The sequence below is a fragment of the Glutamicibacter arilaitensis Re117 genome (assembly GCF_000197735.1).
Taxonomy (GTDB): domain Bacteria; phylum Actinomycetota; class Actinomycetes; order Actinomycetales; family Micrococcaceae; genus Glutamicibacter; species Glutamicibacter arilaitensis.
This window is the reverse complement of record NC_014550.1, coordinates 1,316,360-1,339,350: the sequence shown is the minus strand read 5'-3', so window position 1 is coordinate 1,339,350 and position 22,991 is coordinate 1,316,360. Positions and strand designations below refer to the sequence as shown.

Here is a 22,991-nt window from a genome sequence, read left to right as displayed (position 1 = left end):
TTACCCGTCATTGCCAATGGGGTCACACGAAGTTTCAGGAGTTGAAGACCAGATGCGCGAATACAGCTCGCCAATTCGCATTCATTCGCCTCAGCAGTCGAATATTACCGATCTGCTACTACGCCACGCGAATTCAGCCGCCAACCCGGCTTTGTTCTCTAAGCCAGGGTCCGATGGAACGTGGAATGATGTCACCGCATCGCAGTTCGCTGCCGATGCCCGAGCAATCGCCAAGGGTTTCATCGCCAACGGCATTGAACCCGGTGACCGCATCGCGCTGATGGCCAAAACCCGTTACGAGTGGAGCCTCGTTGACTTCGCTATCTGGTTCGCCGGCTGCGTGACCGTCCCCATCTATGAAACTTCCTCCCCTAGCCAAGTAGCCTGGATCGTTTCCGATTCCGGGGCCAAGGCAGTTGTCGTTGAAGCCGCCGCACACGAAGCAGTAGTGCGTCGCGCCGCGCACCAGGAACAGCTGGATGGACTAGATCATGTCTGGCAGTTCGAGGGCGGCTTGGAACAGCTTTCCGAAGACGGACGCAACATTGAAGACCAAGAGCTGGAAACCCACCGTACGAGCAATTCCCTTGATGACGTAGCCACGATCATCTACACCTCTGGAACTACCGGACGGCCTAAGGGCTGCGAGCTGACCCACGGCAACTTCGTGGAGCTGGCAGAAAATGCTGTCGCTACCCTGCCCGAAGCGGTCTACCCTGGCGCCTCGACCATCATGTTCTTGCCGCTGGCCCACGTTTTCGCCCGCTTCATCTCGGTTCTCAACGTTGCCGCCGGTTGCCGCACCGGACACACCCCGGATGTAAAGCACCTGCTCGATGACCTGCAGTCGTTCAAGCCGAACTTCATCCTCGCGGTGCCACGCGTTTTCGAAAAGGTCTACAACTCGGCCATGCTCAAAGCCGAAGACGGCGGCAAGGGCAAGATCTTCCATGCCGGCGTTGACGTCGCCGTAGCCTACTCCCGCGCCCAGCAGGAGGGCAAGGTGCCGCTGGTACTGAGCCTGAAGCACATGCTGTTCGATGCCCTGCTCTACAAGAAGCTGCGTACCGCGATGGGTGGCAACATCCGCCATGCAGTGTCCGGCGGCGGCCCGCTGGGCGAACGCCTGGGCCACTTCTTCAACGGCATTGGCGTGACCATTTTGGAAGGCTACGGCCTGACCGAAACGACCGCACCGATTTCGGTAAACGCCTTGGACCGCATCAAGATCGGCACCGTGGGCAAGCCATTGCCTGGCAACGCCGTGCGCATAGCCGAAGACGGCGAAATCCTGGCCAAGGGCGTGTGCGTGATGCGCGGTTACCGCAACCGCCCGGAGCTGCAGGAGGAAACCTTTACCGATGGCTGGTTCCACACCGGAGACATCGGCGAGCTGGATTCCGATGGCTTCTTGAAGATCACCGGACGCAAGAAGGAAATCATCGTCACTGCAAGCGGCAAGAACGTCGTTCCTGCGCTGCTTGAAGACCAGATCCGTGCCGACGCGTTGGTCTCCCAGTGCGTGGTGGTCGGTGAAGGCCGTCCGTTCATTTCTGCACTGGTGACCTTGGATCCAGAAGCCTTGACAGGTTGGCTCTCACGCCACCAGCTCGATGCCAAGCTCTCGCTGGAGGAACTGTCAACTCATCCAAAGGTGCTCGAAACCGTACAGGCAGTGATCGACAAGGCCAACACCTCGGTGTCCAAGGCCGAAGCCATCAAGTCCTTCCGGATTGTGCCTGCTGACTTCACCGAGGAAACCGGTCATCTGACTCCCTCGATGAAGATCAAGCGTGCAGTAGTGCTCAAGGACTTTGAAGCAGTAATCGAAGAGATCTACTCGGCGCCCAAGCCGAAGGCATAGTCCACGACAGCATTAGCCAGCTCCCAAGATTCGCGAGCTGAAGCGGCCCAAGGCAACTTGAGGCCGCTTTGCTGCGTCCGGGCATAGTAGCTGCGCGGCAGCACCACACGGCTGAAGGCCGAGGTGGCGTGGTTCTGGTACTCGTGGCCGAGCACCGCGTAGATCAGGTTCTCCGCCAGGTCTCTGCGTCCATTTGCCAGCAGCCATTCAACCAGCTCCATGAGCCGGTCCTCGGACTCGCTGCTGGTATCCCCCACCACGACCAGTACGTCGACCCCGGTGAACTTGCCTTCCAGTACCGACTTCACTCGCTGCGGTCCGGCCATACCTACCTGGGCGGTGAGCTCCAGTTCGGTGAACTGCTCAGCCAGGTGCTCTGCAATTTCGCAGAACGGCAGATGTGTGTCGAGGGTGAAGACCAGTACCGAGATCGATTGGGCTTTGGAAGGCAGCTGGGCAGCTTGTTCCTTCAGCGCCGCTGGCACAGCAGCGGGGTTCGTTTTGCTTGCGCGCATCACAGCTCCTTGGTCTTTGTGGTTCGCAGAAATCCAATATGGCAGAGCGCAGGGGCCCGCAACCGCAGTCACGAGCCCCTGTGCTCTTCGGTGCAGCTGCTAACTACTTCGGGTCAATAACCAGAAGCAGATCGCCGCCCTGTACCTGGCTGGTGCCATCCAGGGTTACCTGGCTGACTACGCCGCCGGCGTTAGCGGTAATTCCAGCTTCCATCTTCATCGCTTCGATGGTGGCAACCGACTGTCCTGCCTCCACCAAATCGCCGACCTGTACGTTCACGGTCACCGCACCAGCGAATGGCGCAGCCACGTGGCCGGTGTTCTTCGGATCAGCCTTAGGTGCGGACTTCACGGTGGATTCCACCGATTCGTCGCGGACCTTGACCTGACGGGACTGGCCATTGAGGTTGACCACGACGGTGCGCAGGCCCTTTTCGTCAGCTTCCGAAACCGAGACCAGCTTGACCAGCAAGCGGACACCGGTGCCCAGCGAGATGACGTGCTCGAAGCCTGGAACCAAACCGTAGAGGTAGTCGCGGGTGTGGAGTACCGACAGGTCGCCGTAGTTCTCCACCGACTTCTCGAAGTCACGGGTTGGACCGGCGAAGAGCAGGCGGTTCAGGGTGCCGCGGATGGTATCCGAGTCAGCCTGCAATGCCGCCAGGTCCTCTGCCGAGAGGTCCTCGATGTGGTTCTTGACGTTGCGTCCCTGCAGTGCCTTGGTGCGGAACGGTTCTGGCCATCCGCCTGGAGGGTTGCCCAGTTCTCCGGAGAGGAACTGGATGACCGAGTCCGGGATGTCGTAGTTCTGCGGGTTCGTTTCGAAGTCAGCTGCCGGAACTCCGGAGCCGACCAGCTGCAGGGCCAGATCGCCGACCACCTTGGAAGATGGGGTCACCTTCACCACGTTGCCGAGCATGTCGTTGACCGAAGCGTACATCGACTCGATGGCTTCGAAACGCTCGCCCAGACCCAGCGCAATGGCCTGCTGGCGCAGGTTCGAGAGCTGGCCGCCTGGAATTTCGTGCTGGTAGACGCGACCGGTTGGGGCTGGCAGTCCGGATTCGAATGGCTTGTACATGGCGCGTACTGCTTCCCAGTACGGTTCCAGCGCAGCCACTGCATCCAGCGACAGGTCTGGATCGCGTTCGGTGAACTCCAGCGCCGCAACCAGAGCGGAAGCCGAAGGCTGCGAGGTGGTGCCTGCCATGGCCGCGCTGGCCACGTCTACCGCGTCCACACCGGCTTCGATGGCTGCCATCAAGGTAGCCAGCTGTCCGCCGGAGGTGTCGTGGGTGTGCAGGTGGACCGGCAGGTCGAAGCGCTCGCGCAGCGCGGTGACCAGCTTCTTCGCGGCGGCCGGACGCAGCAGGCCTGCCATGTCCTTGATCGCGATGATGTGGGCGCCGGCGTCGACGATCTGCTGGGCCAGGTTCAGGTAGTAGTCCAGCGTGTACAGCTTCTCGTTGGCATCCAGCAGGTTGCCGGTGTAGCACAGGGCCACTTCAGCTACCGCGGTGCCGGTTTCGCGTACGGCCTTGATGGCCGGAGCCATCTGCGAGACATCGTTGAGCGCGTCGAAGATGCGGAAGATGTCGATGCCCGCTGCCGCTGCTTCCTTCACGAAAGCGTCGGTAACCTCGGTTGGGTACGGGGTGTAGCCCACGGTGTTGCGTCCGCGCAGCAGCATCTGCAGCGGGATATTAGGCAGTTCGGCGCGCAGCAGTTCCAGGCGCTTCCATGGATCTTCGCCCAGGAATCGCAGGGATACGTCGTAGGTTGCTCCGCCCCAGACTTCCATGGAGAACAGCTGCGGCACGTTGTGCGCGTAGGCTGGTGCGGCCGCGAGCAGGTCGCGGGTACGCACACGGGTTGCCAGCAGCGACTGGTGCGCATCGCGGAAGGTGGTGTCGGTGATGCCCACAGCTTTCGACTCGCGCAGGGCCTTGGCGAAACCTTCTGGACCTAGGTCCAGAAGCTTCTGGCGCCAGCCATCGGCTGGGACTGCGGCCTTGGATGGGCCATCGAATGGCGAGCGCTCTGGCTCGTCGGACTTGTCGCCCGGGAAGGTAGGAAGCTTCTTGCGCGGGTCGATGCCCTCGATACGCTCGCCATTTGGCTGGTTCACGGTCACGTGGGCCAGGAAGTTCAGCGCCTTGGTGCCGCGGTCCTGGGACTCGTTGCCGGTGAGCAGATCCGGGCGGGAATCGATGAAGTCGGTAGCGACGTCACCGGCCAGGAACTGCGGGTCGCCCAGTACGTTCTGGATGAATGGGATGTTGGTAGCTACGCCACGCACGCGGAACTCGGCCAGCGCACGGCGAGCACGGGCTACAGCGGTTGCGTAGTCGCGGCCGCGGCAGGTGAGCTTGACCAGCATCGAGTCGAAGTGCGGGGAAACCTCGGCGCCGGTGTAGATTGTGCCGCCATCCAGGCGTACGCCCGAGCCGCCAGCCGAACGGTATACGGTAATGGTTCCAACATCCGGGCGGAAGCCGTTGGCTGGATCCTCGGTGGTGATGCGGGACTGCAAGGCCCAGCCTCGTACCTGGATGGTGTCCTGGCTGATGCCCAGGTCCTTCAGCGACTCGCCGGAGGCAATGCGCATCTGCGCCTGCACCAGATCGATGTCGGTGACTTCCTCGGTTACGGTGTGCTCAACCTGGATGCGCGGGTTCATTTCGATGAACACGTGCTGGCCGGCGCGCTCGCCCACGGTGTCCACGAGGAACTCCACGGTGCCGGCGTTCTGGTAGCCCAGGGTCTGTGCGAACTTCACGGCGTCGCGGAACAGCGCCTGGCGGATCGACTCATCGAGGTTCGGCGCCGGAGCGATTTCCACGACCTTCTGGTGGCGACGCTGCAGCGAGCAGTCGCGCTCGTGCAGGTGAACGATGTTGCCCTGCTCGTCGGCGAGGATCTGCACCTCGATGTGACGCGGGCGCAGTACTGCCTGCTCCAGGAAGACGGTTGGGTCGCCGAACGCGGTGCCGGCTTCGCGCATTGCTGCGCCCATCAGCTCTGGCAGGTCTTCGCGCTTGTCGACACGGCGCATGCCGCGGCCACCGCCGCCGGCAACTGCCTTGACGAAGATCGGGAAGCCGATGCGGTCAGCTTCTGCGATCAAGAAGTCAACGTCATCGCTTGGCTCGGAGGATTCCAGAACTGGAATCCCTGCTTCGCGAGCGGCCTTCAGTGCAGCTACCTTGTTGCCGGCCAGTTCAAGCACGTCCGCCTTTGGACCGATGAACTTGATGCCTTCTGCCGCGGCTGCTCGTGCTAGGTCAGGGTTTTCCGAGAGGAAACCGTAGCCTGGGTAAATTGCGTCTGCGCCGGCTTCTTTGGCAACGCGGACGATCTCGTCGATATCCAGGTAGGCGCGGACCGGGTGGCCCTCTTCGCCAATCTGGTAGGCCTCTGCGGCCTTCTGGCGGTGAATGGAATTGCGATCTTCATGCGGGTAGACAGCAACAGTCTTTGCACCAAGCTCGTAGCCGGCACGGAAAGCGCGAATTGCAATCTCACCGCGGTTGGCGACCAAGATCTTTTCAAACATAGTGTCCCTACATCGAATCATTACACGCTGGCTCAACGGCACTTTCAAGACTGTTTCCATCAAGTGCATGCCCGTCGCTACAGCGTGCCGGGTCTCGAAAAACAGCAAGCTTTGCTGCTTCTGCAAATTACAGTACACGTCCATTCGGCAGAACGTCCAAACATTTCGCCATGTGGTCAGACCACAAGAAATATAAGTGCCTCTTGAAGTTTTAATCACTAACTTGGTTCTAATGGCAAAAACAGACGTTGCAAAGTCGGTGAAATACCGGTCGGCACACTATGATGATGAGAGACTAAAAATTCGGTGGGACGTTTAAACTAACGAACAGTGAAAGGCGTGGTCTGGTCCGTGCACGTAGTGAGCATCAGCAGCCTCAAGGGTGGCGTAGGAAAAACCTCCGTAACACTCGGATTGGCTTCAGCAGCACTTGCCGCCGGCATTCCAACTCTCGTCATTGATCTGGATCCCCATGCGGATGCCAGCACTGGCCTTGGAGTCCGAGCTAATGGCAAGCAGCCTATTGGGCAGATGCTCAAGAACGCTCGTCGCGCACGCCTGCAGGATCAGGTTGTCGCCAGCGCTTGGCAGTCCAAGGCAGCAGAGAAGAAATCCCGCACCCGCATTCCAGTACTTGACGTTGCCGTTGGCGACGCCTACACCGGCATCTACGACCGGCCGGACCTGCGCACCCGCGATTTGCGCCGCCTTTCCCAGCTCCTGAGCCGCACCAGTGGATACCAGTTGGTACTCATTGACTGCCCTCCATCGCTGAATGGCCTGACCCGCATGGCTTGGAGCGCATCGGATCAGCTTGTATTGGTCGCAGAGCCAAGCTTGTTCTCCGTAGCCGGTACCGAGCGCACCCAGCGTGCCTTGGAACTGTTCCGCCGCGAGTTCGCTCCTTCCCTGGGCCCAGTACGTGTGGTCGCCAACCGTGTTCGCAAGGATTCGGCAGAACATACCTTCCGCCTCGGTGAGATGCGCCAGATGTTCGGCGACTCCATGGTCAAGCCCGAGATCCCTGAGCACCCGGAATGGCAGCAGATCCAAGGTGCTGCCTACTCGGTACACCAGTGGCCTTCCAAGGCCACCGCACCAATGCTGGCCCAGTTCGATGCGCTGCTCAAGGAAGTCTTGTCGGCCGCTGGTCCGAACAACACCTAAGCCGCAGAATTCATCAGTACGTAAAAATTGACCGGATCCTCCATTTATGGAAGATCCGGTCAATTGTTTAAGTTCTTATCTTGTTTCCTGCTTCAGGTCCTAGCCGACGTTGCGGGAGGCCTTGGCAGCCCGGCGGGCGGCAAGCTCATCTTCTGGCAGCGTTTGCTGCACTGAGCTCTCCGAAGGCAGCTGAGCCAGCGATCCTTCAACCTCGCGCCAGACACGGCCTACGGCAATGCCGAAGACTCCCTGGCCCTTCTGGACCAGGTCGATGACTTCATCGGCGCTGGTGCATTCATACACCGAGGCGCCGTCGCTCATCAGGGTGATCTGGGCTAGGTCTTCTACGCCGCGTTCACGCAGGTGCAGAACGGCCGAACGGATCTGCTGCAACGAGACGCCGGTGTCCAGCAGTCGTTTGACTACCTTGAGCACGAGGATGTCGCGGAATGAATACAGGCGGTGGCTGCCAGAGCCCTTGGCTCCACGCACGGCAGGCTCTACCAGGCCGGTACGTGCCCAGTAGTCGAGCTGGCGGTAGGTAATCCCTGCAGCCTTGCACACAATTGGACCACGGTACCCGGCATGCTCATCGAGCTCAGGCAGGTCATCGGTGAAGAGCAATCCTTGCGTGCTGGATTGCTTATTGCCACCATCGACCCCATAGTGAGGTCCCGTCTGGCGTGACTCCATCCAATTGCTCCTTGCGTGTCAGCACGTTTCTAAACGAGTATTCAGGGACTGATTTAGAACCGTGCGGATGCGAGTGATGACGATCAGAAAACAGCTCTTGGTAAATGTCCCTATGCAAAGACGGTACGGCGATAACCGCTAATGGTCAAAGACCTTCAAGCTTAACTTTAAGGCGTGTCGCGGGCGCTGCTGGAATTGCCCAATTCAAGGCGATATTTTCCAGGAATTAATAGCTTGAAGTTTAAGAAGAGAAATCTTCGGGATCGATATTGTCCAGAAATTCTCGGAATTCGCGCAACTGCTCTTCGGGCGCTTCTTCGCCCTCCGTTTCAGTTTCTATGCTGACCCCAGCTTCTTGCAGAACATCCTCTGCGCACATGATGGGGCATTGGGCGCGCACGGCCAGTGCCACTGCGTCCGAGGAACGAGAATCTACGCGCTTGCCATTGGACAGCACGAGCTCTGCGACGAATACGGCGTTATGCACCGAGACGATTTCAATCCGTTCAAGTTCCACGCCCAAGGTTTCCAAGACGCTGATCAACAGATCATGGGTCATCGGCCGGGGCGGAGTCAGCCCTTGCTCGGACATCGCGATGGCGGAAGCTTCAGGTGCACCGATCCACAGCGGAAGGTAGAGATTTTGCTCTGGGTACCTGAGCAGCAACAGCGGCTGATTCGCCGGCAGTTGAATACGGATTCCGGCAAACTCCAGTTCCAGCATGCTAGCCCCTTAGAGTTGTGGTTGCCTGTTGGATTTCAGCCTAGCGATCTAGTTGCGAAATAGCACGTTGCACTAGGGCTTCGTGGATTTTCAAGCACTGGCGCGAGATCTCTTGGGCTTCTTCTGCCGCACGGGCGCGAGCCGAAACCTCTGGCTTTTTAAGTTCATTGCCGACAATTGATTCAATCAGCGAGAATTCGCGATCTGCTGCGGTTCGGAACTGGCGCAGGTGGCGTGGTTCAACGCCGTGGCTGGCCAATTCAACTGCGGACTTGGTGACTTCGATGCTGTTGGCATCGAACAAGCCTGCAACCGGTTCAATCAGGCCGAACTTGACCAGTTCGCTGGCAAGCTCTTCGCTGCAGCCTGTTAGGCCTTGCAGCTCAGCCAGCGACACCGAACGGGCTTTACGCTCCACTGCCTCAGCCATGTCGTTATCGACCGCCTGCGGCGCGACGGGCGCTCCCCCAGGCAATGCTGCGGGTGCTTCGCCACGGTCTACCGCATCAAGATGGTCCTTGATGACCTTCAGCGGCAGGTACTGGTCGCGTTGGACCGACAAAATGAACCGCAAGCGGCTGACGTCCGAGGCGGAATACTTGCGATACCCCGCAGAGGTACGCTGCGGGATAATCAGGCCCTTGTCTTCCAAGAAGCGAATCTTGGAGGCGGTGACGCGCGGGAATTCATTCTTGAGTTCCGCGAGCACTTCGCCGATATTCAGAGCGGCCTGCCGGACGGTCTCGTGGCGTGAAGCCTCGAGTCGTGGGCTGCGGGCTGCGTCGAAGATCGGCAAAGGGTCTACACCTCGGATGTATGGATATGTCGGCGTGCTCGACGCCGGCGGACAAAACCTTGAACTCTACTAGCTTAAAGGTTCGGAACGCTTTGGTAGAAATTCAGGCGGAACTTGCCAATCTGAACCTGTACACCAGTGCTCAGTGGAATTTCGTCGATACGGTCGCCATTGATGTAGGTACCGTTAAGCGAGCCGATGTCGCTGAGGGTGAAACGCTCCCCTTCGCGGGAGAACTTTGCATGACGACGGGATACGGTGACGTCGTCCAGGAAGATATCTGCGTTCGGGTGGCGGCCTGCGATGCTCTGGTCGGTATCCAGCAAGAAACGCGCGCCCTTGTTGGGACCGGAATGAGCAATCAGCAACGCAGAACCTGCTGGAAGCGCCTGGACTGCGTTTTTCTCATCTTCACTCAGCGTGTAGATGACCGAAGGTTCAGAACCCTTGTGCACCGCAGGAAGAGCGATATTGGTCGTCTCAGAGGCAGACTCGTTGTTCGGGTCAACCGGCCGATGTTCCGACATTGTGGGGTCCTCCAGAAAATTCTGTTAACAGTTCGTGCGTAACGACCTTGTGTTCTACGTTGGCACCGTCAGTAATACCAAACTATTTACAGATTAGCCTACTCACTGCCCAACTGATAACAGAAAAGCACTTATTTTCCGATGCAAGGCAATGGCGGTGTGCAAAGATGACATTAGAGACGAATAAGCAGACCTATCACCTACGCATCGATCCTTTCGCACAATGGAATTCGATGCAAGGCAGAATCAGATACTTGCAGGTGACTCATGACGAAGATACTTCTGAAACGGGCCTATGCGGAGCCCAGCGCCGCTGATGGCTACCGGGTGCTGGTGGATCGGCTCTGGCCGCGCGGGCAGAGCAAGATCAAATTGCAGCTGGACCAGTGGGCCAAGTCCATCGCGCCGAGCACTGATTTGCGCAAGGGCTGGGACCACGATGAAGACCGCTTCGAGGAATTCGCTACCTATTACCGCAAGGAACTGAACCAGAACCCTGGCGTCGATGAGTTCCTAGAAGTCCTCGACCAGCATCCAGTGGTCACTTTGGTTTTCGGCGCAAAGAATGAACAGATCAATCACGCTGTGGTGCTTCGTGACTATCTTCTTGAGCAGCTGACTGGCTCGTAGGCGGCACAAAGCACACTCCATCAGCGCAGATCATGTCTGATTCGACGATCTGCTGCAGATCGAAGCTGAATTCCTGGTCCATGCACCGGCCTTCCCGCGTTGCGTTGCTTGCTCCTACATGGTCCAACCTGATGTGCCGAAAAGATATTCCCGGCCTGCGGCGTTGCGTAAACCGCCGACAGGCGCCACGAGCTAGTCGTGGCGCCTGTCGCGTATCCGGGCTTAGCCCGGGAATAGGCCTAGGCCTGCTCGCGCATGATTGGTGCGAAGAAGCTAGCCAGTTCATCCCTCGCGCTCAATGGCAGGATGTTCGCAACATACATGTCCGGACGAACAATCACGATCGCGCCTTCGCGCGAGACCTGGCGTTCGTCGAAGATGTCGGAATCTTCCAATGCGGTGTAGACCTTTTCGTAGTCCATGAGACCGAATTGGCCGACGTTCGGACGGAACACCTTCGGTGCGTCGTTGACGTTCATCGTGGTGTAATCCTGCTGGTAGATCACCTTGATGTCGAACAGCGCGTCAGCGTCGGCACCCTTCGGGGTGAAGCGGACTACTGGCGACTGCTCGTCTTCCAGCAGCCAGCGCGAGAGCTCTGCCAACTGTTCGAATTGCCCCACCGGCTGCTGGTCGGCGAAGACGTAGATACGGTAGCGCCCATCGGCACGGTGGTGGTGCCCCAGGTGCTTCGGGTTGACGTCAGCGACGCGCATGACCTGCGAGGAACGGAAACGCTTGCCCATAGGGAACCCTGCGGCCAGTTCCTGGTGGTCCTTGCCAGCGGTCAGCTCCGAAGCTGCATACTCGGTCATGAAGCCGGCAGGGAATTCGGCGGTGCGCACGTAGAACTCGGCAACACCTTCCTGGCCTACCAGTTCCTCAGGAGTGGCAGCCATGATGGAGGACCACTTCTTGTCGAAATCGATCAGGTCCTTGGCGATCACCTTGCGCTCATCCGAGTAGGTGCGCAGCAGGCTGTCCGGGGCCTGCCCCGAAAGCACGTAGCCCAGCTTCCAGGCCAGGTTGAAGCCGTCTTGCATGGACACGTTCATGCCCTGGCCAGCCTTGGCCGAGTGCGTGTGGCAGGCATCGCCGGTGATGAAGACACGTGGTTCGCGGGTGCCGATTTCTTCAACCGGCACATCGTCGAAGCGGTCGGCCAGGCGGTGGCCTACTTCGTAGACGCTATGCCAGGCAACGTCCTTGACCTCCAGGGAGTAGGGGTTCAGGATCGCCTTGGCGCGCTCGATGATTTCTTCCAGCGGAGTTTCGCGGACCTTGCCATTGTCCCCTTCTGGCACTTCGCCCAAGTCGACGTAGAGGCGGAAGAGCTGCCCGCCTTCGCGTGGGATCAGCAGGATTGAGCCGGCCTTGGAGTGGATGGCGCACTTGGTGCGCACATCTGGGAAGTTGGTCAGCCCCAGGGTGTCCATGACGCCCCAGGCGTGGTTGGCCTTGTCTCCCGAGAGCTTCGCGCCGATCGAGCGTCGGACATTGCTTCGCGCTCCATCGGCACCGACCACGTACTTGGCACGCACGACCCGTTCGAGGCCTTCGTTGTCCTCGCCGCAGCCGACCAGGGTGACCTTAACCGGGTACTCTTGTCCTTCTTCTACGGAAAGTTCCTTGAAGTCCCAGCCGTAGTCGGGCACCGTGCGGGCAGGCGAGTTCGCCGCGAACTGGGCAAAGTAGTCGATGACGCGCGCCTGGTTGACCACCAGGTGCGGGAATTCGCTGACACCGGTGGGATCATCTGGGGTGCGATCGGTGCGGATGATGCGTTCCGGGTTCTGTGGATCGGGATTCCAGAAGGTCGTTTCCTTGATGATGTACGCCTCGGCAGTTATCTGCTCTGCGAACCCGAACGCTTGGAAAGTTTCTACGGTGCGTGACTGGATGCCATCGGCTTGGCCGATTTCAAGGCGGCCCGGGCGGCGGTCGATGATGCGGGTGTGCACATCAGGGAATTGCGAGAGCTGGGCGGCGGTGATGATGCCCGCTGGACCTGCGCCGACGATCAGCACGTCCATGACATCCGGCATCTGGGAGGGACGGTCGATGCCCGCTCCGGCTGCTGGTTCTACTCGCGGATCTGCTGAAACGTATCCATTGTGGTGAAACTGCACAGTTCCATCTCCCGATTCCCTATCGTGACCTCAGTCAATAACGGCATTGTTCGATATTAGAACGCAATGATCTTTTATCGCACACTCATCATATAGAATTTGTGAACTCGGGCACAAGCAGCAGTGATCCAGCAGGCGCAACGCTGCGTCTTGGAAGACACGAAAGGCCCCGGCAAAACCATGCTGGTTCTGCCGGGGCCACCCACCGTACTGGTCAGTTCAATCGTGCAAGCTGCTTGCTCCTACTTGATCACTTCCACCACGCCATGCTTGACGCCCAAGCGGTGCACCTGCCCGTGTTCGCGCATTTTCTGCTGCCACCGGCGATCATGGCTGACGACCACCACCGTGCCGGCATAATTCAAAAGCGCATCTTCCAGCTGCTCGACCAAGGCCGGGGACAGATGGTTCGTCGGCTCATCCAGGAACAGCAGCTGGGCCTTGGTGCTCACTGCAATAGCCAGCTCCAAGCGGCGGCGCTGGCCCACCGAGAGCGCCATCGGGTGGCGCCGGAAATCTTCAGGCGCGAACAATCCCAGAGGCGCCAGCGAAGCTGCCGCGTCCTGAACGTATTGGTCGGTGGCCAAGGCGAAAGCCTCAATCAGGCTCTGGCCGGGAAGGGCGCTGACTTCTTGGCGCAGCCAACCGTGGCGCAGGTTAGCGGTGCGTTCAATGCCGCCGTCAGTGATTTCTAGTTCTCCGGCAAGAATTTTGAGCAGCGAAGTCTTCCCTGCCCCATTCGGGCCGGTCACCAGCCAGCGTTCACCGAGCTTGATCTCGAAGCTTGCGGTGGACAGCTTGGGCTCGGCACCGCGCTGGGCTTTGCGCACCCGCAGCAGGGTTTCACCTCTCCTTTGGTTTTCGTCGCTGCTGGGCAGGCGGAAGGACAGCTGGGCAGCTGGTTCGGGTGCTCGGTGGGTTTCGAGGTCTTCGATCCGGGATTTTGCTTGGCGGATCTTGGACGTGGAACCGTGGCTGGAATCGCGGGCCCGGAAATTTCCATGCCCGAATCCAGGTTTCTCCTGCTTGCGTGGAATGGCACTGACGCGTGAAGCATACTTATCAACCAAGTTCTGCGAACGCTCGAGCTCCTGCACCCAATTTTCGTACGCGATGCGGATCGCTGTGCGTTCTTGCTCTTTGGCATGCAGATATCCGTCATAGCCATTGCCGTAGTGCGTGATTGCCCCGTCGGCGACCTCCACGATGGTGCGGGCAAAACGCTTGAGGAACATTCGGTCATGGCTGATCAGCACCAGCGCACCGCGATGCTTGTGCACTGTGCGTTCCAGCCAGTTCATCGCGCTCTGGTCCAGGTCATTGGTTGGTTCATCCAGCAAGATCAGCTGCGCGCCTGAGCACAGGACACAGGCCAGCGACAGCCGTGATCTCTGTCCGCCCGAAAGCTGGGACACCAGGCGCTGGCGGTCCAGATCGCCTAGGCCCAGCTGCTCCAAGGCGCTATCCAGGCGCGGGGCCAGCGAATATCCGTCGGCCGCCTCATACAGGTCGGTAACCTGCTGCAGTTGCTTCATCAAGCGTTCGGCGACAGGCTCTGGCGCGTCTTTGAGCTTGGCCGAAATGACGCGTATCAGCCCTTCGAGTTCGCGGAAGCGCCGATGATAGGAATCGATCACCTGCTGCACGCTCATGTCCGCAGCGAAGCTCGGGTTCTGCGCAGCATAGGCGACGGCACCGGGTGCGTTCATCTTCCGTTGCCCGCGATCAGGCACGAGGTTACCTGCGATCACGCGCATCAGCGTGGACTTGCCCGAGCCGTTATCGCCGAGTACGGCAATGCTGTCGGTACCGGAAATTGACAGGTCGATTCCGGCCAATACGTCTCGTTCACCGAAACTGACCGCGATATTTTGCAGTGAGCAGACGTAGTCAGGTTCGATTTCGCTCTCGTGCTGTGCAGCCTGGTGGATATTTTGGGACTGGGTCATGGGAATTTCCTGCCTAGCACCGGTTCGCCGAGTAATCCGGGCCGGCGCGGTGCTGGTGGTTTGCGGGCACCACAAAGGTGCAATGAAGATGGCGTCAGCGGAGCGAAGCTCAACGCTGGCTATTACCTAGAGGAAATGGAATCCAAGAATTAACGTGCCCACTATTCAAGGCTAAGGCCGGGGCATCACAACAGGCAAGGTGTCGTGCACTACAGCTCGATGCTGCCCTCAATCAGGACGCTCGCCGTCCCGCCAACCCAAAGCTGGCCATCGGCAACACTGAGCTTCACCTGTCCATCACGTCCCACTTTCACACCCTGCCGGTTGGCAAATGGCGCGGTAGCGTGCCCAGCGTCGATCAGCCATTGGGCTGCGGCACCATTCAGGCTTCCGGTGACGGGATCTTCACGCAACGCGCCGTTTTCAACGGCCAGGGCTCGGACTTCGAATTTTTCCGGTGCCGACGACTGCGGCAGGGCGCCGAAGACCCCGATTTTCCAGCGGCCGGGCTTATTGGGGATCTGTGGTTCGATGCCCAAAACCTGCTGCGAGTTTTCCAGCAGCACCGCAGCCCACCCCGGCCCGTTATCCGTCCACTGCGAATCCACAATCTGCTGCGGGTCAATGCCCAGGATCTGGATCATTTCCTCCAGCTCGTGCGGGGCGATTGCTCCGGTTCGAACAGCCGGTGGCGAGGCAAAGGAAAGTGTTTCACCCTCGATTCTGATCGGCACCAAACCTGCTTCGCATTCTGCGAGCAGCTGCTTCGGATCGCGCGGCACTCCTCCGGCATGAAGCCAGGCACGCGCCGTGCCCAAGGCCGGGTGCCCGGCAAAGGGGAATTCGCGCTCGCGTGCAAAGATGCGGAAACGGTAATCGGCCCGCGCGTCGTTGGCTGGCAGCACGTATGTGACCTCAGAGAGGTTGGACCAGAGCGAATAGTCCTGCATCAAGGCGGTATCCAGGCCTTGCCCGTCGAGCACGACGCCTAGCGGGTTGCCCTTGTACGCGGTGGTGCTGAAGACATCGACCTGCTGGAATCTGCGTTGCATTGGACCGTTTCTGGAAAATAGCCATCGGGAATGAAGTGTTCGGGCGGGCACGGCAAAACCCCGCCGAGAGAGAATCTCGACGGGGTTTTCCTTGAGCTGGTCGGGCTAGCGGGATTTGAACCCACGGCCTCCTCACCCCCAGTGAGGCGCGCTACCAAGCTGCGCCATAGCCCGATGCCCTCGCAGCCGTTATCCCCAAGTCGTGAGAACCAAGGGTGCCGTCTGCGAAAAGCTCCATTCTTACCCTACACCAAGTGAAGGGGCAGATTCGAAATTTAGCGGTTGCGTCCGCGGCGCTCGCGGATTCGCATCGAAACTTCGATTGGGCTGCCGTCGAAACCGAAAGTCTCGCGCAAGCGGCGGGTGATGAAGCGGCGGTAACCCGGATCCAGGAAGCCGGTGGTGAACAGCACGAAGCGCGGCGGACGGGCCGAAGCCTGGGTGCCGAACAGGATGCGAGGCTGCTTGCCGCCGCGCACCGGGTGCGGGTGGGCTGCAACGAGCTCGCCCAGGAAGGCGTTGAGCTTGCCGGTCGGAATGCGCTTGTCCCAAGAATCCAGCGCAGTGTTCAGCGCAGGAACGAGCTTGTCCTTGTGCCAGCCGGTCTTCGCCGAGATGTTCACTCGCGGGGCCCATTCGATGTGCGCGAGGTCGCGCTCGATCTCCTGGTCCAGGTAGTAGCGGCGGTCCTCGTCCACCTCGTCCCACTTGTTGTAGACGATGACCATCGCGCGTCCGGCCTCGATAGCCAGCTGGATGATGCGCACGTCCTGCTCGGAGATGATCTCGTTCGCAGCCAGCAGGATCACGGCGACTTCAGCCTTTTCCAAGGCGGTCTGGGTACGCAATGAAGCGTAGTAGTCCGAACCGACTGCCATGTGCTGGCGGCGGCGGATGCCTGCGGTATCCACGAAGCGCCAGATTTCTCCGCCCAGCTCGACGAGCTCGTCGACCGGGTCGCGGGTGGTGCCGGCATACTCATCGACGACCACGCGCTCGGAGCCTGCGACCTTGTTCAGCAGCGAGGACTTGCCCACGTTCGGACGGCCGATCAGCGCGACGCGGCGCGGACCGCCCGATGGGATCATGCCGCCGAAGGCCGAGTGGGCCGGCAGCTTCTCCATGACAGCGTCCAGCAGGTCGGCGGTGCCGCGGCCGTGCAGGGCCGAGACTGGCCATGGCTGGCCGAAGCCCAGGCCCCAAAGCACGGCGGCTTCGGCTTCCTGGTTGAAGTCATCGACCTTGTTGGCTACCAGGAAGACCGGCTTGCCCTTCTTGCGCAGCATCTTCACCACAGCCTCATCGGTTGCGGTTGCTCCCACATGGGAGTCGACCACGAAGAGGATGGCGTCGGCCACGTCGGCGGCGATTTCTGCCTGGTCGGCCACCGAAGCGTGGATGCCCTTGGCATCATGCTCCCAGCCACCGGTATCAACGATGGTGAATGGGCGGCCCATCCACTCGGCGGAGTAGGACACGCGGTCGCGGGTCACGCCCGGGGTGTCTTCGACTACCGCTTCGCGGCGGCCCAGGATGCGGTTGACCAGGGTGGACTTGCCCACGTTGGGGCGTCCGATAACAGCCAGGACCGGCGGGATGACAACGTCTTCATCATCGTCATCGAAGGAGTCCAGTCCTGCAAGCAGGGCGGAGTCCTCTTCGTCCAGTTCGTAGTCTTCCAGTCCGCTGAGCAGAGCCTGGGCGCGAACCGCAGCCTCTTCCTCACTCAGTTCGGCCAGGCGCTCGGCGATATCGTCGTCTCCAACGGGGATGTATTCCTCGTCGTGGGTGGAGTTGTTCTCGCTCATGATATTCCCTTCACAGCGATCGTAATCTTCATCGGCTCTCGCCGAGGATGGGCACCAGCTTTAGGCTAGTTTTTCGTTGCGGTGCTGATTGCGTCAAGCACCGCGTCGATGGTCTGTTCAAAATCCAGGTCCGAGGAGTCAACGGTCATGACCCCATCGGCTGCCTGGGTGAAGTTCACTACGGTGGAGTCCTTGGCGTCGCGCGCCAGCACCTGGGTGGCCAGCTGCGACTCGTTCTGGGTTCCACCGAGCTGCAGGCCGCGGCGGCGAAGCCGGGCCTCTTCCGAAGCGGTCAGCAAGATGCGCGCATCGGCATCCGGTGCCACCACAGTGGTGATGTCGCGGCCTTCGGCCACGATCCGGGTGTTCTCGGCAATGATCTGCTGCTGGCGGCGGACCAGTTCGGCACGCGCGTCCAGGTTGGTGGCCACGGTGGAGACCTGCTCGGAGATGCGCGGCTCGCGGATCGCAGCGGTAACATCCTCGCCGCCGATCTGCACCAGTTCAGCATCCGGATCAAGCGAGATGGACAGCTTGGCATCGCGCACTGCCTGGGCAATGGCGTTGGCGTCGGACAGATCGGTGCCGTCGGCGAGCACCGAGTAGGTGATCGCACGGTACATCGCGCCGGTGTCCAGGTAGGCTGCGCCCAGCTTGCGGGCCACGGCCTTGGAGACCGAGGACTTGCCCGAACCGCTAGGTCCGTCGATGGCGATAACGAGCTTGTCGTTGTTCAAGGTGCTCACTGGGCTACTTTCCATCCGTTCTTGGTCAATACGTCAATTAGTTCATCGCGCCGGCCGGGCACGACCGAAACATCCACCATGCCGACCTGGTGGCCGGCGGAGTGCTCCATGCGCAAGTCTTCGATGTTGATCTGCGCGTCGCCGATTTCGGTCAGCAGCTGCGCGATCTGCCCGGGACGGTCATCGATCAGCACGGTGACCAGGGCAAAAGCCTGCGGCGGGGCGCCGTGCTTGCCAGGAATCCTGGCCTTGCCGGCGTTGCCTTCGGTCATCAGCTGCGAAAGATCCAGCAGGGCGCCTGGGCCCTGCGGGTTCTGCAGCGTGTTGATCAGCCGGTCCAGATCATCCTTCATCCCGGTCAGGATCGGCACCAGCGCGGCGGCATTGTGCGAGAAGATCTGGATCCACAGCTTCTCGTCGCTGGCCGCGATGCGCGTGGTGTCGCGCAGCCCGTTGCCGGCCAAGGCCAGCTGGTGGCCTTCGGCATTCAGCAGCCGCGAGGCGATCATCGAGCTGGCCGCCTGCGGGAAGTGGCTGATCAGCGCGACGGACTCATCATGCTCGGTCACGGACATGCGGTGCATGGTCGCGCCCAAGTCGATGGCCAGCGATTCAGCAGCCTTCACCCGCGAAGCTTCGGCACCCTCATGGGCGCAGATGACCCACGGCATGGAGGTGAACAGCTCGCCACGGGCCGCAGCCGGACCGGATTTCTCTCGCCCTGCCATCGGGTGCGTTCCCACATAGCGGGAGGTGTCACTCTGGCCCAGGCGCTCATCGGCCAGCACGCCGGCCAGGATGGAGCCCTTGACGCTGGCGATATCCACCACGGTTGCATTCGGGTAGGCCAGCAGCGCGTCGCCCACCAAGGCGGCGGTGACATCCGGCGGGGCGCCGATGACGACCAGTTCCGGGGCGATCTGCTGGTGCTCCAGCAGCGTCCCGGCACCAATGTCCTGGGCTACCCCGGCAGCGGTCGGCGAAATATCCGACAGGTAGACGTGCACGCCCTTGGCGCGCAAGCCCAATCCCACCGAGGTGCCCAGCAAGCCGGTGCCGATGACCAGCACCGGGCCTGCAAGGTGAGAGGAAAGCATGGGTTACATCCCCACCATGGCCATGAGATGTCCGACTTCCTGGTTGCCCAGGGAACGGATGGTGCCCTGCTTCTGGTCGCCCAGCTGCACCGGACCCACAGCCACGCGCACCAGGCGCTGGACCGGGTGGCCCACTTCGTCGAACATGCGGCGCACAATGCGGTTGCGGCCCGAGTGCAAGGTCACTTCGACCATCACGTGCTTCGGGGTGGTCGCGATGATCTTCAGGTCATCGACCTTGATCCAGCCATCTTCCAGCTTGACGCCTTCGCGCAGCTGGTTGCTTACTGCGCGTGGCAGCGGGCCGGGGATCTGCACCAGGTAGGTCTTGGGAACCTCGTACTTCGGGTGCTGCAGGCGGTTGGCCAGCTCACCGTCGTTGGTCAGGATCAAGACGCCTTCGGTCTTGTAGTCCAGGCGTCCGACGTGGAACAAGCGCAGCGAGTGGTGCTCGTTCTTGAAGTAGTCGGCGATGGTGCGACGACCCTCAGGGTCATCCATCGTGCACATCACGTGCTTCGGCTTGTTGAAGACGAAGTAGCGGTTGGCCTGGTTCATCTGGATGCGCATGCCATCAACGTGGATGCGGTCCTTGGCAGGATCCACGCGGGAGCCGAGCTCGACAACCAGGTTGCCGTTGACCTCGACGCGGCCTTCGAGGATCATTTCCTCGCAGACGCGGCGCGATGCTACGCCGGCGTTGGCCATGGCCTTCTGCAAGCGGATGCCGTCCTGCTGCTCACCATGCTGCTCGCGGTGCGCCTGGTTTTCGGCACGGGCCTGGGCGCGAGCGCGCTGGGTCGGGCGTGCGTAGTTGGTTGGCACGGAGTTGCCGAAGCGTTCCTTGCCGAAGGCACGCTCGGAGTTCTTCCGTGGTGCCGAGGTGTTGCGCTTGGCGGAGTTCGACTTCTCCCCTGGCTTGCCCGAAGCGGACTTGCCGTAAGGCTTCTCGCCATAGGACTTTTCGCCGTAGGACTTGCCACCTGGGCGGCCTGCGCCGCCGGGCTTGCCGTAGCTCTTGCCACCTGACTTGCCGCCGGTGTTGTTGCGGCCGCCTGCTGGCTTGCCGCCGAAGTTTGAATTGTTGCCGCGATCGTTGCGGCCGGAGGATGATCCCCTGCTCATGCTTGCCTGTGTCCCTTGCTGTTACGTGTTCGCTGCGCGAGCCCGCCAGTTCTGGGGCTTCACGCGTAGTTTATCCGGTGTAGCTGCCGGCTGGCAGCTACCTAGTCGTCGTAGGTTGCCGAATCGAGCGACTCGAGATCGGCCACCCCGGGAAGATACGGGGACAGCGCAGGCAACTCATCAAGCGAGCCCAGCCCCAGTCGTTCCAGGAAGTATTCGGTGGTTTGGTACAGCGTCGCTCCGCCATCTCCAACTTCCGGATACTCCGTGATCAATCCGCGGGTGAGCAGCGTGCGCACCACTGAATCGACGTTGACACCTCGAATCGCCGAAATACGTCCACGCGAGACCGGCTGTCGGTAAGCGATGACAGCCAGGGTTTCTAGGGCGGCCTGTGACAGGCGTGCTGTCTGCCCGTCGAGCACATAACTGGAGACGAAATCGGCGTAATCGGCCCGCGAATAGAAGCGCCACCCGGAGGCGACGCGACGCAGTTCAAATCCGCGCGGGCGATCCTTACCATCATACTCGGTAGCGAGGTTCTCCAAAGCGGTGGCAATCCTAGCCGTGGGGACCTCGAAGATTTCGGCTAAACGTGCCGAAGATACGGGGATATCAGCGACCATCAGCACCGCTTCAAGACCCGATTCCAGGCCTCCTGGCAACTGGTCAATGGGTGCAAACTCACTCATGATTCACCTCACCACTACTGCCCTCATAGTCATCTTGCACCGCCTGCGCATCGAAACTCGACTCCTGAATCAACGAAATCAGCAATGGCCCCAGCGGATCTTCCTGCGCAAAGCTGATCGCCTTTTGCCTGAACATCTCCAACAATGCCAGAAAACGCACGACCACCACCAGCTGCCCATCGGCATCGGCCACCAGCTGGGTGAAAGCCAGGGTGCCGCGGGACTCAAGCATGGCGGTGATCGTCTCGGCCTCTTCGGCGATGGTGACATTCGCTCCGTGCAGATGCCCGATGCCCACCTCGGTGGCGGGTTCAGGCTTCGGCGCCAAGGCCTTGGCCGCCATTGCCGCCAGCGCATCGGGTCCGATATTGAATACCAGCTCGGGCAGCAAGGCGGCGAACTGCGGTTCCAGCGAGACTTCGCGCGGGTGGCGCGCCCCTTCGCTCATATAGCGTTCGCCCAAGAATTCGGCGGCCTGCTTGAAGGCCTTGTACTGCAGCAGCCGGGCGAAGAGCAGGTCGCGGGCCTCAAGCAGCTCGAAGTCCTCTTCATCGGCCATCTCGCCGCGCGGCAGCAAACGGGCGGCCTTCAAATCCAGCAGCGTGGAGGCGACGACCAGGAATTCGGTGGTTTCATCGAGCACTTTCATTCCGTCGCTGCCATCGGCGGCGCTGGAAGCCTGCAGTTCGCGCAGATAGGCGATGAATTCATCGGTGACCTCGGCCAGGGCTACGTCGGTGATATCCAGCTCGCGCTTGGTAATCAGGTGCAGCAGCACATCGAAGGGCCCGTTGAAATTCTGCAGGGCAAGGCGAAAACCGCCAGCCGATTCCTGCTCAGCTTCTGCTGGCGTGGTGGAATCGGTGGCGGTTTCTTCGCTGAGCGTGGTGCTCATTACGGGGCACCACCGCGCCAAATCAGTTCGCGGGCCAGGTTGCGGTAAGCCTCGGCGCCTGGATGGTTTGCTGCATAGGAAGTAATCGGCTCGGCAGCCACATTCGCATCAGCGAATTTGATGGTGCGCTTGATGACCGTCTCGAAAAGCTTGTCGCCGAAGGCCTCATCCAGTCGGGTGATGACCTCGCGGCTGTGCAGAGTGCGGGCGTCGTACATGGTGGCTACTACGCCGTCCAGCTCCAGGACCTGGTTCAGGCGGTCCTTGACCTTGTCGATCGTTTCCATCAGCAGGGCCACCGCACGCAGGGCGAAGAACTCTGCGGTCAGCGGGATGATCACGCCGTGCGCAGCGGTCAGCGCGTTGATGGTCAGCAAACCCAGCGATGGCTGGCAGTCGATGAGCACCACGTCGTAGTCGTCGATGACATTGCGCAGCGCGCGTTCAAGCACCTGCTCGCGGGCGACCTCGTTGACCAGCTGCACCTCGGCGGCGGACAAATCGATGTTGGCCGGCAGCAGATCGATGTTCTCGACATCGGTTTTCACGATGGCGTCGGTGATCTTCACCTTGCGGTCCATCAGCACGTTGTAGACGGTGATGTCCATTTCATGCGGGTTGGTGCCGAAACCGGCAGACAGCGCACCCTGCGGGTCAAAGTCGACCAGCAGCACCTTGCGCCCGTATTCGGCGAGCGCAGCGGCCAAGTTGATGGTGGAGGTCGTCTTGCCGACGCCACCTTTCTGGTTCACCATGGCAATCACACGTGCCGGACCGTGCGAAGGCAACGGTGCTGGCACGGGGAAATCGGTCAATGGCTTGCCAGTTGGACCCACCGGACGAGGCTCCTTGAGCATTCCCGCCCCGCGGTGCTTATTTCCCTGTTCCTCGCTCACGATGGGTAAACCACACTTCCCGTTCGATAAACCTAATTCTTTGAGCTGTAAGCTCTTTTCAAGGTTATCGGCCGAAGCAAACGATCCCGGTTTTTTGGGTACTTTCACGGCGAGCCTTTACCTTGAACCT

General features: G+C 60.5%; 19 protein-coding genes and 1 tRNA gene. 3 read left to right on the top strand and 17 right to left on the bottom strand.

All coding sequences use genetic code 11. The features are described 5' to 3' along the window. Positions 1 to 52: 52 nt before the first annotated feature. Entirely contained in the window at positions 53 to 1,864 is a 1,812-nt protein-coding gene (locus AARI_RS06610; protein ID WP_013348554.1) for an AMP-dependent synthetase/ligase, read from the top strand. Here the strand turns inward: AARI_RS06610 and AARI_RS06605 are convergent. Together AARI_RS06605 and AARI_RS06600 are read right to left on the bottom strand one after the other, a co-directional pair. Beyond that, positions 1,837 to 2,379 (bottom strand): hypothetical protein, encoded by a 543-nt coding sequence (locus AARI_RS06605; protein WP_013348553.1) that lies wholly within the window; start codon positions 2,377 to 2,379, stop codon positions 1,837 to 1,839. The genes AARI_RS06610 and AARI_RS06605 overlap by 28 nt on opposite strands. A gap of 103 nt (positions 2,380 to 2,482) precedes the next feature. Next, positions 2,483 to 5,935 carry a pyruvate carboxylase gene (locus AARI_RS06600; RefSeq protein ID WP_013348552.1) on the bottom strand — a complete coding sequence of 1,151 codons (3,453 nt, stop codon included), beginning with the start codon at positions 5,933 to 5,935 and terminating at the stop codon, positions 2,483 to 2,485. A gap of 351 nt (positions 5,936 to 6,286) precedes the next feature. Between AARI_RS06600 and AARI_RS06595 the strand changes: the two genes are divergently transcribed. Then, positions 6,287 to 7,102 (top strand): ParA family protein, encoded by an 816-nt coding sequence (locus AARI_RS06595; protein WP_041649532.1) that lies wholly within the window; start codon positions 6,287 to 6,289, stop codon positions 7,100 to 7,102. Positions 7,103 to 7,201: 99 nt separating this feature from the next. Here AARI_RS06595 and AARI_RS06590 read toward each other — a convergent pair whose 3' ends face one another. The 4 genes from AARI_RS06590 to AARI_RS06575 all read right to left on the bottom strand — a co-directional run bounded on the left by AARI_RS06590 (position 7,202) and on the right by AARI_RS06575 (position 9,842). Next, positions 7,202 to 7,795 carry a MerR family transcriptional regulator gene (locus tag AARI_RS06590; protein ID WP_013348550.1) on the bottom strand — a complete coding sequence of 198 codons (594 nt, stop codon included), beginning with the start codon at positions 7,793 to 7,795 and terminating at the stop codon, positions 7,202 to 7,204. A 241-nt stretch (positions 7,796 to 8,036) separates the two neighbouring features. After that, complete coding sequence (locus tag AARI_RS06585) at positions 8,037 to 8,519, bottom strand: bifunctional nuclease family protein (RefSeq protein WP_013348549.1); 483 nt, start codon at positions 8,517 to 8,519, stop codon at positions 8,037 to 8,039. A gap of 40 nt (positions 8,520 to 8,559) precedes the next feature. Continuing rightward, the gene (ftsR, locus tag AARI_RS06580; RefSeq protein WP_013348548.1) at positions 8,560 to 9,315 is read right to left on the bottom strand and encodes a transcriptional regulator FtsR; all 756 of its coding nucleotides are present in this window, start codon (positions 9,313 to 9,315) and stop codon (positions 8,560 to 8,562) included. A 74-nt stretch (positions 9,316 to 9,389) separates the two neighbouring features. Further along, positions 9,390 to 9,842, bottom strand: a complete 453-nt coding sequence (locus tag AARI_RS06575; protein ID WP_013348547.1) for an FHA domain-containing protein — start codon at positions 9,840 to 9,842, stop codon at positions 9,390 to 9,392. A 267-nt stretch (positions 9,843 to 10,109) separates the two neighbouring features. On the opposite strand from AARI_RS06575, the gene AARI_RS06570 reads away from it, so the two are divergent. Further along, entirely contained in the window at positions 10,110 to 10,472 is a 363-nt protein-coding gene (locus AARI_RS06570) for a DUF488 domain-containing protein (protein WP_013348546.1), read from the top strand. 239 nt (positions 10,473 to 10,711) lie between these two features. On the opposite strand, the gene AARI_RS06565 is transcribed toward AARI_RS06570, so the two are convergent. The 11 genes from AARI_RS06565 to AARI_RS06515 form a co-directional block, all read right to left on the bottom strand. Next, a complete protein-coding gene (locus tag AARI_RS06565; protein WP_013348545.1) occupies positions 10,712 to 12,601 on the bottom strand; it encodes an FAD-binding monooxygenase in 1,890 nt (629 codons plus the stop codon). A gap of 242 nt (positions 12,602 to 12,843) precedes the next feature. After that, a complete protein-coding gene (gene abc-f / locus AARI_RS06560; RefSeq protein WP_013348544.1) occupies positions 12,844 to 14,550 on the bottom strand; it encodes a ribosomal protection-like ABC-F family protein in 1,707 nt (568 codons plus the stop codon). Positions 14,551 to 14,759: 209 nt separating this feature from the next. Next, positions 14,760 to 15,602, bottom strand: a complete 843-nt coding sequence (locus AARI_RS06555) for a PhzF family phenazine biosynthesis protein (RefSeq protein ID WP_013348543.1) — start codon at positions 15,600 to 15,602, stop codon at positions 14,760 to 14,762. A gap of 97 nt (positions 15,603 to 15,699) precedes the next feature. Beyond that, a tRNA-Pro gene (locus AARI_RS06550) sits at positions 15,700 to 15,776 on the bottom strand. Between the two features lie 101 nt (positions 15,777 to 15,877). Further along, on the bottom strand, positions 15,878 to 17,410 hold the full coding sequence (gene der, locus AARI_RS06545) for a ribosome biogenesis GTPase Der (protein WP_013348542.1): 1,533 nt from the start codon (positions 17,408 to 17,410) through the stop codon (positions 15,878 to 15,880). 65 nt (positions 17,411 to 17,475) lie between these two features. Then, positions 17,476 to 18,171, bottom strand: coding sequence for a (d)CMP kinase (gene cmk / locus AARI_RS06540; protein ID WP_049862586.1), 696 nt, complete (start codon positions 18,169 to 18,171; stop codon positions 17,476 to 17,478). Continuing rightward, on the bottom strand, positions 18,153 to 19,253 hold the full coding sequence (locus tag AARI_RS06535; RefSeq protein WP_013348540.1) for a prephenate dehydrogenase: 1,101 nt from the start codon (positions 19,251 to 19,253) through the stop codon (positions 18,153 to 18,155). Before AARI_RS06535 ends, cmk begins: the two co-directional genes overlap by 19 nt. Positions 19,254 to 19,256: 3 nt before the next feature. Then, positions 19,257 to 20,378 (bottom strand): pseudouridine synthase, encoded by a 1,122-nt coding sequence (locus AARI_RS06530; protein ID WP_013348539.1) that lies wholly within the window; start codon positions 20,376 to 20,378, stop codon positions 19,257 to 19,259. 101 nt (positions 20,379 to 20,479) lie between these two features. Next, entirely contained in the window at positions 20,480 to 21,070 is a 591-nt protein-coding gene (gene scpB, locus AARI_RS06525; protein ID WP_013348538.1) for an SMC-Scp complex subunit ScpB, read from the bottom strand. Beyond that, positions 21,063 to 21,965 (bottom strand): segregation and condensation protein A, encoded by a 903-nt coding sequence (locus AARI_RS06520; protein ID WP_013348537.1) that lies wholly within the window; start codon positions 21,963 to 21,965, stop codon positions 21,063 to 21,065. Before AARI_RS06520 ends, scpB begins: the two co-directional genes overlap by 8 nt. After that, positions 21,965 to 22,861, bottom strand: a complete 897-nt coding sequence (locus tag AARI_RS06515) for a ParA family protein (protein ID WP_013348536.1) — start codon at positions 22,859 to 22,861, stop codon at positions 21,965 to 21,967. The genes AARI_RS06520 and AARI_RS06515 overlap by 1 nt, the downstream gene beginning before the upstream one ends. Positions 22,862 to 22,991: the final 130 nt, after the last annotated feature.